At 66.4% G+C, this 7,711-nt stretch carries 7 protein-coding genes; 2 read left to right on the top strand and 5 right to left on the bottom strand.

Annotated elements, in window-relative coordinates; translation table 11 throughout:
- Positions 1 to 61: 61 nt before the first annotated feature.
- The 5 genes from EA346_RS13930 to EA346_RS13910 all read right to left on the bottom strand — a co-directional run bounded on the left by EA346_RS13930 (position 62) and on the right by EA346_RS13910 (position 4,928).
- Positions 62 to 268, bottom strand: coding sequence for a hypothetical protein (locus tag EA346_RS13930; RefSeq protein ID WP_296759616.1), 207 nt, complete (start codon positions 266 to 268; stop codon positions 62 to 64).
- A 33-nt stretch (positions 269 to 301) separates the two neighbouring features.
- Positions 302 to 943, bottom strand: a complete 642-nt coding sequence (locus EA346_RS13925; protein WP_296759615.1) for a hypothetical protein — start codon at positions 941 to 943, stop codon at positions 302 to 304.
- Between the two features lie 88 nt (positions 944 to 1,031).
- The gene (locus EA346_RS13920) at positions 1,032 to 2,210 is read right to left on the bottom strand and encodes a cyclopropane-fatty-acyl-phospholipid synthase family protein (RefSeq protein ID WP_296759613.1); all 1,179 of its coding nucleotides are present in this window, start codon (positions 2,208 to 2,210) and stop codon (positions 1,032 to 1,034) included.
- A gap of 153 nt (positions 2,211 to 2,363) precedes the next feature.
- Positions 2,364 to 3,920, bottom strand: a complete 1,557-nt coding sequence (locus tag EA346_RS13915) for a class I SAM-dependent methyltransferase (RefSeq protein ID WP_296759611.1) — start codon at positions 3,918 to 3,920, stop codon at positions 2,364 to 2,366.
- 351 nt (positions 3,921 to 4,271) lie between these two features.
- The gene (locus tag EA346_RS13910; protein ID WP_296759610.1) at positions 4,272 to 4,928 is read right to left on the bottom strand and encodes a TorF family putative porin; all 657 of its coding nucleotides are present in this window, start codon (positions 4,926 to 4,928) and stop codon (positions 4,272 to 4,274) included.
- Between the two features lie 492 nt (positions 4,929 to 5,420).
- Here EA346_RS13910 and EA346_RS13905 point away from each other — a divergent pair, with 492 nt between their 5' ends.
- Both EA346_RS13905 and EA346_RS13900 read left to right on the top strand, forming a co-directional pair.
- On the top strand, positions 5,421 to 6,293 hold the full coding sequence (locus EA346_RS13905) for an ATP cone domain-containing protein (protein WP_296759608.1): 873 nt from the start codon (positions 5,421 to 5,423) through the stop codon (positions 6,291 to 6,293).
- Positions 6,290 to 7,672, top strand: a complete 1,383-nt coding sequence (locus tag EA346_RS13900; RefSeq protein ID WP_296759606.1) for an MBL fold metallo-hydrolase — start codon at positions 6,290 to 6,292, stop codon at positions 7,670 to 7,672. Before EA346_RS13905 ends, EA346_RS13900 begins: the two co-directional genes overlap by 4 nt.
- Positions 7,673 to 7,711 lie beyond the last annotated feature (39 nt).

Here is a 7,711-nt window from a genome sequence, read left to right as displayed (position 1 = left end):
GGGCGAGGCCCGCTCCCACAGGGGGGCGCGGGCATGGCCGTGACTTTCACGTTAACCCGGCCTACTTGCGGGACTGGAAGAGGAAATAGACGCCGGCGGCGATGAAGACCGCCGCGATCACCAGCGCGCCGACGCCGCCGATGCTCTGGCCCTCGCTGACGGTGAGGCGGCTCAGGAAGATCTCGCCGGTGTAGAGCGCGTACGTGCCGATAGCGATCAGCACCAGGCCGACGATCACCAGACCTCCGTCGATGCGCCGACGCCTCATGTCCCGGATTCCCGCCGTTGTCGCGGGTTGGGCTTACTGACCACGCTGGGTATCACCACGACGGTCCCTGCGCTGTTCCGCATCCTGCCATTGATGCATGTCCTCGGCCTCCCGCTCACTGCCCCGCAGGCGCCGGTCGCCCCGCCGGCCCTCGTCTTCCCATTCGCTCCGGTCATAACGCGGGAAGTCACGGCTGTCGTCCCGTGGACGCTGTGCATCGCGCTCGTAATCGCGTTCGCCCGCACCTCGGTGGTCATCGCGCGGACCACGCCATCTGTCCGCCTCGCGACGCGGGTCGTGCTGCCAGACGGGTTCGCGATCGCCTCGGTAGTCGGGGGCACCCGGTCCCCATGGCGAGGGTCGTTGTTCCGCACGCGGGTCTCTGGGGCCGCCATGGGGTGGCGGAGCCGGCATCTGACCCTGCTGGCCGCGCCAACCGTATGCGGGTGCCTGCGGTGGCGGGCCGGGCCTCTGTTCCTGCTGGCCGCGCCAACCGTATGCGGGCGCTTGCGATGGGGGTCCCGGCACCTGCGCTTCCTGGCCCCGCCAGACATGCGCGGGTGCATGGGTCGGGGGCTGTGCGGAGACTTCGGCCACCAGGAAGAGGCCCAGCAGCAGCGTGGCCCCCGCCGTGGTGCTCAGGCGAAGGTATCGCGCGCTTGGCTTGCTCGTCATGGTGTCCTCTCTGTGATGTATCTGCCCCCTCATCATACGCGCGGCGCGTCAGCGATGACTGAATCACCGGCTCGATGTGCGCGCAAGGTCAACCCCGGTAGAGGTAGTCGCGGGTGATGGGCACCGCCCCGTGCTGCTTCGCCATCTGCACGTGAAAGACGACCTGGTCCCAGTGTCGAAAGGTGCCTTCACAGGAGGCCAGGTAGAACTCCCACATGCGGCAGAAGCGTTCGTCGAAGCGTTCGGCGACCTCCGCCCGAACCGACTGGAACCGGCGGAGCCACTCGGCGAGCGTATCGGCATAGTGCAGGCGCCAGACCTCGAGATCGGTGACCATCAGGGGAGTGGGTTCGATCGCCGCTGCCAGTTCCGACAGGGCAGGGGTGTATCCCCCGGGAAAGATGTAGCGGCGCAGCCAGGCATTGGTCGTGCCCGGGGCGCTGGTGCGGCCTATGGTGTGGAGCAGGGCAACCCCGTCTTCCTTCAGCAGGTCGTTGACTTGCTGGAAGAAGGCGCCGTAGTAGGGTTGGCCCACGTGCTCGAACATGCCGACGCTGACGATGCGGTCGTACTGCCCGCGATGTTCGCGATAATCGCGGAAGTGAAACGCCACCTGGTCTTCGAGTCCGCGCCGGGCGCATTCCTCGCGGGCGACGCGAAGCTGCTCGCGCGAGAGCGTGAGCCCATCGACCGACACCCCTTGCTCGCGGGCGAGATGCATCGCGAGCCCCCCCCAGCCGCTGCCGATATCGAGCACGCGCATGCCGGGCTCCAGGCGCAGCTTGCGCGCGATCATGCGGCACTTCGCCTCCTGGGCCTCCTCCAGCGTCATGTCGGGACGCTCGAAGTACGCGCAGGAGTAGAACATGTCGCGGTCCAGGAAACGGCGGAACAGCCACTCGTCGAGGTCGTAGTGGTGGGAAACATTCCGGTAGGCGCGGCGGACCCGGTTACTCTGCTGCAGGGCCTTTTGCAGGAAGCTCAGGGGCTTGCGGGAGCGGTTGGCAAAGAATCCCGCGAAGTTGCCCATGGTGACGTTGAGCAGGGCAGGCAAGCCTTCTTCACCATAGTCCCAGCCCCCCTCCATGTAGGTCTGGCCGAACTCGAAGCCAGGGTCGTAGGCGATGCGTCGAAGGGTGGCGGGATCCGTGAAGCGGATGGTCGCCTCCGGCAGACCCGCCCCGAACCGACGCTCGGATCCATCCGGAAGTTGCAAGCTCAGCGTGCCGTGACGAAGGTTTTCTTCCAGCAGTTTGAAGAGTGTCATGTCATCGTCCGTGAGGCAGTGGTTGCAAACCACAAATTATTCCCAGCTTCATACCTTAGCGCAAAGCGGCTGCCGCCTGTCGCCGCTCGATATTCCGCCGCGGCTGTTTCATGCCCCGGCCACCGGTGTCTGCCGCGCCCGCGGGTCCGGGCGTCAGCCTGTCTCGAGCAAACCGTGCCGCTGCAGAAGCCGCAGCAGCTGCATGAGGCTGGCCTGGATCGCCCCACGCATGCGCTCCGGCCCTTTGTTCCCCAGCAACCGGTTCAGCGCCGGGTCCCTGACCGCAGCAGTGAGCATCGCTTCGACGACGCTGGTCTGATCGCGTTGCCCGTCGAGGAGCGTCAGAATCCGCGCGGAGACCGGATCCAGTTGCAGTGCCTGGTGCCGCGGGGTGGGTATCAGGTTCTCTCCCTCGCCGGCCAGGATACGGGCGATCCGCAGTGCCTTCGGTTGGGCCGATGCGTTGGTCTCGGGTTCGACACCGCTACCGCCGCGGGCGCCGGGTTCGCAGAGCGTGGGCTGCAGTGCGCCGGAGACGAAGAGATTGAAGAGTTCCTGCATCAGCAGGCCGGTGTCGGCGGCGGGCGAGCCGTCTTTCCCTGCGGCCCGCTCAACGGCTGCGGGCAGCAGTTCCGCGAGATTCCGGGCACGGGGGAAGCTCTTTGCCAATTCGTCGAGAACGGCTCGAAGCAGGGGGCTGTCGGCCTGGAAGCTCTGGCCCGCGGAACTGCGCAGGGTCCCGTCCGCGTCCGGTGCCAGATCGGTGTATAGCGGCAGCGACAGCAGCCCATCGAGGTCGATCTCGCGAGTGAGGGGATCCGCGGCCCGGCAGAGCAGCGACTGGCGGAAGGGACGCAGGCGCAGGAAGTCGGCGTACTGCTCTTCGTCGATCAGTTCGTCGAAGCGCGACAGGCTGGACTCTGCCGCAGCACCGAGCGTCGCGGGAAACATCGAGTGCAGCTGCGTGTCCGCGAGGTACTGCAGGCCGTGATTGCCGGCCCGCGCCACGAAGTCGCTGAACAGCAGGGGATCGTTCGTCTCTTCGAGGTACTCGTGGTAGAGGTAGCTGTCGCGCGCGCCCCTGAGACGATTCAACTCACCGCGCAGCCAGTCGTGGCCAGGGGGCTCCGACTCCAGAGGGGTCGCCAGGAACTCGATCATCTCGCGGGCCGCGGCAAGCCGGTGCCTCGGGCGGGTGTGGCTGCGCGCATGGTGCAGCAGCATGTCGCGCAGCATGCTTCGCTGGCGCCCGCCGGGCAGGGTGTTGTAGCTGATGTAGGCCACGCCGCCGGGTGCCAGCCTCGATCCGCAGACACGGAGGACGTGCTCCTGCACCGCCGGTGGCACCCAGGAGAAGAGCCCGTGCACGATGATGTAGTCGAACGGCTCCCCCTCCGGCGCGAAGTCCATGACGTCCTGGTGCCGGATTTCGATGTTCCGCAGTTCCAGCGCATCGGCCAGTGCCGCACCGTGGAGGGCCTGTGTCCGCGACAGTTCCAGCCCGACACAGTGGGTCTCGGGCAGATACCAGGCGATCGGGAGGAGGTTGCCCCCTGCAGCGCAGCCCAGTTCCAGCACCCGGGCCCGGGCCGGGGCGGGGCAGGCGAGACCGAACAGGCGGCCGATCACGGCCAGGCGGTCCGGGTGCGTCTCGGTGATCGGGAAGCTCTCGTAGGGAATCTCGTCGTAGCCGGGGAGGGTCTCGCTCATCGGGTGCGCGCCGGTTGTCGTTAGCGTGAAAGTTTGTAGGTCGGGTTAGCGTAGCGTAACCCGACGTGCCGGATTGCCGGGGACGATGCTCTTTAAAAGCCATGGGTGTGCGCGAGACCCGTCGGGTTACGCCCTTTGGGTTAACCCGGCCTACAGTTCGCGGCGGTTCATCGTCAGGGGTGTTGCAGGGCCATGAACGTTAGCGTGGCAGTGTCGCCCGAGAGCGTGGGTGTGCACAAACGCGGGGACCGCAGAGGGGAAGCGTTCGTGCCATGCAGGATCTGGCTGCTGAAGACAAAAAAGGCGGCCCCGAGGGGCCGCCATGCACTTCTCGTTCGACCCGGTGAAGGATCAGAAGCTGAGGCTGTAGCCGACCACGAACAGCGGGTCGTCGTCGCTGTCGTCGGTGTGCGCATAGGTGAAGGAGATGTCGCCCATGTCGGTCGACTTGGTCAGGCCCAGGCTCCAGAAGGCCCAGCTATCACCGTCGTCGGGACTGGCATAGCCGAGTTCAGCGCCAAGGCCGATGCTGGGCATGACCTCGAAGTCGCCGCCGATCCAGGTGTAGTAGGAGCCCCTGTCGTCGCTATCGTGGATCGTGTATTTCACGGTCGCATACGCGGGTCCGAATCCCACCGACGCGTAGAGGTCCCCGAAGTCATCGATGTAATCATCGCTGGTGTAGTAGTAGTAAATGTAACCGAGGTCGAAGTCGAGACCGCCGGCCTCGAAGGCATAGCCGGCATAGAAGTCGACCTCCTGACCCAGATTATCGCCCAGGGTCGAGGCCCACGTGCCGAGGTAGAACCCATCTTCGTGCGCCCAATCAATGCCGCCCTGGACCACGGCATTGTTCTCGGATTCGGTCTTGCCGTAGAGGATGTAGTCGGTGAACACGCCGACGTTGAACTCGAGTTCGGCCTTGGCGGTGCTGAAGCCGGCGGTGCCGACCAGCAGGGCACCGGTGACGGCCGAGCTGACGAGAGTCTTCTTGAAGGTTGAATGCATCGTGGTGCTCCTTTCTCAGGTTTGTGGTGGTGACCGCAATCGAATCACTGCCGGAGTCCAATGCATTCGGCGTGCCAACTTCCGAATCGACCGTTTCTGTTGCATTTTCGTGAAGATGTGTTGTGTTTTTATCAGTGTGCGCACCGCGACAGGGCGTGACGGCGGTGCAGGCTGCACGGAGATAGTGCAGGACCAGCGTTTCGCGGCGTGGAACGCATCGCGCTTGTGGTGAAGATATAGTGGAAACGCCTGCGCCGTTGCGTCTGCGTCACAGGTACATGTACGACCCTGGTTCTGGACTTCGCTGCGATGGACCGGGGCGGACTACACTTGTGGTTCAGAGCCGATGGAACGGGCCATCGGCATTGGGGGCAGACGGATGGTGCAGGATTCTCAGGCCCGATCCCCGGAGTTCGCCTCAAATGTGTCTGCGCCGGGGTACCGGAAAAGCTGCCCCGAGGGCGGGCGCAACCGGTTCCTGCGTGGCGCTCCGTGACCGCCCGGCGCCATGGGGCCTTCGCCCGGCACCGGATCGAGGTGCGCAAGAGCGACGGACAGCGGGAGCCCTATTCGCCCGACAAGCTGCGCATCTCGCTGCGCCGCGCCGGCGCCAGCGACGCGGTGGCGAGGGATGTGATTGCCGACCTCGAACCCAGGCTTCGCGACGGAATCAGCACGGGCAAGCTCTACCGCATGGCCCGCAGTGGCCTGAAGAAGCGTTCCCGGCGCACGGCGATCAACTACAGCCTGAAGCGTGCGCTGCTGGACCTGGGGCCGACCGGCTTTCCCTTCGAGCAGTTCTGCGGCCGCCTGTTCGAGGCCATGGGCTACGTGGTCACGTACAACCGGTTCCTGCAGGGCCGCTGCGTGCAGCACGAGATCGATATCGTCGCCGAACGCGACGGCCAGCGCCTTTTCGCCGAGTGCAAGTTCCACAATCGCGCAACCTACCGCAACGATGTGAAGCTCCCGCTGTACCTGCGCGCCCGCTCGCTGGATCTGGCGGCAACCGGGGAGGGTCGGCACGATGATTTCTGGGTGCTCAGCAACACGACCTACAGCGAGGATGCCCTGGCCTACGGTGAGTGCGAGGGCCTGATCCTGGCGGGGCACAACACGGATCACTACCCGCTGACCCGGGGCTTGATCAACCAGCACGGCCTGCACCCGATCACCTGCCTGGGCGGCCTGAAGGTCGCGCACAAGCGCAGGCTGATCGAGTCGGGGGCCATACTGTGCCGGGACCTGATCGACCAGCCGCGTCTGCTGGAGCCGCTGAGGCTGGAGGAGCGGCAGCGGGAACGGGTACGGCGCGAGTGCAACGAGATCCTGGATCGCGGCAAGGTGCGCAGGGAGTCGCCATGAGGCTCACGAGCTTCGGCGGTGCGGCGGGTGTGACCGGATCGAAGCATCTGCTCGAGGCGGCCGGGAAGCGCGTGCTGATCGACTGCGGCATGTTCCAGGGCGAGAAATCGGGGCGGCTGCGGAACTGGGAGCCGCCGCCCTTCGATCCCCGCGACATCGACGCGGTGCTGCTGACGCACGGGCACCTCGACCACTGCGGTTACCTGCCGCGCCTGGTCAAGGCCGGGTTTCGGGGGCCGATCCATGCGACGCGGGCGGGGCGCGAGGTGGCGCGCGTGATCCTGATGGATTCCGCCCGGCTCCAGGAGGAGGACGCCGAGCAGGCCAACCGGGACGGCTGGTCGAAGCACCGACCGGCGCTGCCCCTTTACGACACCGGCGACGTCGAGAAGACGCTGCACCACTTCCGGTCCGTCGAATACGGACGGCCGATTCATCTGGGCGGTCTGGAGATCCGGTTCCACTATGCCGGGCACATCCTTGGTGCTGCAGGGGTCCTGGTGGATGACGGGCGCGAGCGGATCTGGTTTTCCGGAGATCTCGGCCGGTTGCGCGACCCGGTGATGTTTCCGCCGCGCCCGCCCGAAGCCGTGGATGCCCTGGTGATGGAATCGACCTACGGCGACCGTTCGCACCCGCCCGGCGCCCCCGAGGATCAGCTCGCGGAGGTGCTCGCGGGGATCATCGAGCGCCGGGGCGTACTGCTGGTCCCGTCCTTCGCGGTGGGGAGGGCCCAGACGCTGATGCTGCTGCTGGACCGCCTGCTGCGTCGGCGTCGGGAACTCGAGTTGCCCATCTACCTGAGCAGTCCGATGGCCGCCGAGGTCTCAGAGCTGTACCGGAACTACCCGGACGAGCACCGACTGTCGCTCGAGGAACTCGAATCGGTCTTTTCCCGCGTGCGCATCGTCGAACACGCCCAGCGCGCCCGCCGGCTGGACCGCAAGGAAGGTCCCTTCGTGATCATTGCCGGCAGCGGCATGCTGACCGGTGGGCGGATTCTCGGGCACCTGCTGGCTCACGGGCTGGATCCGGACAATCGCGTGCTGCTGACCGGCTATCAGGCACCGGGTACGCGCGGTCGGGCCTTGCTGGACGGCGAACGCGAACTGAAGATCCAGGGCCGCAGATTCATGCTGGAGGCCAAGGTCGATGTGCTGGAAGGCCTGAGCGCACACGCGGATCGCGACGAGCTGCGCCAGTGGCTGGCCGCCGCGCCGGCTCCGCCGAGGCAGGTCTGGCTGGTGCACGGGGAGGCACCGGCCCGCGCCGCACTGGCCGAGGCCCTGCGCGCGGATCGGGCGAGCGCGGCCGGGTCCGGCGTAGCCGAACTGCCGGAAGGCATCACCGTGGACGCGGCGTCCGGCCAGACGACGTAGAAGCCGAGCCCTCTCGCCGATTCGGCGTACGGAGCGCAC

The sequence above is a fragment of the Thioalkalivibrio sp. genome (assembly GCF_007692535.1).
Taxonomy (GTDB): Bacteria; Pseudomonadota; Gammaproteobacteria; order Ectothiorhodospirales; family Ectothiorhodospiraceae; genus Thioalkalivibrio.
This window is presented reverse-complemented; position numbering and strand designations above follow the sequence as displayed.

Excerpts from the sequence above, each read along its gene's own strand:
- EA346_RS13930 (WP_296759616.1), bottom strand. The coding sequence starts at position 268 with ATGAGGCGTCGGCGCATCGACGGAGGTCTGGTGATCGTCGGCCTGGTG.
- EA346_RS13920 (WP_296759613.1), bottom strand. The coding sequence starts at position 2,210 with ATGACACTCTTCAAACTGCTGGAAGAAAACCTTCGTCACGGCACGCTG.
- EA346_RS13915 (WP_296759611.1), bottom strand. The coding sequence starts at position 3,920 with ATGAGCGAGACCCTCCCCGGCTACGACGAGATTCCCTACGAGAGCTTC.
- EA346_RS13910 (WP_296759610.1), bottom strand. The coding sequence starts at position 4,928 with ATGCATTCAACCTTCAAGAAGACTCTCGTCAGCTCGGCCGTCACCGGT.
- EA346_RS13925 (WP_296759615.1), bottom strand. The coding sequence starts at position 943 with ATGACGAGCAAGCCAAGCGCGCGATACCTTCGCCTGAGCACCACGGCG.
- EA346_RS13900 (WP_296759606.1), top strand. The coding sequence starts at position 6,290 with ATGAGGCTCACGAGCTTCGGCGGTGCGGCGGGTGTGACCGGATCGAAG.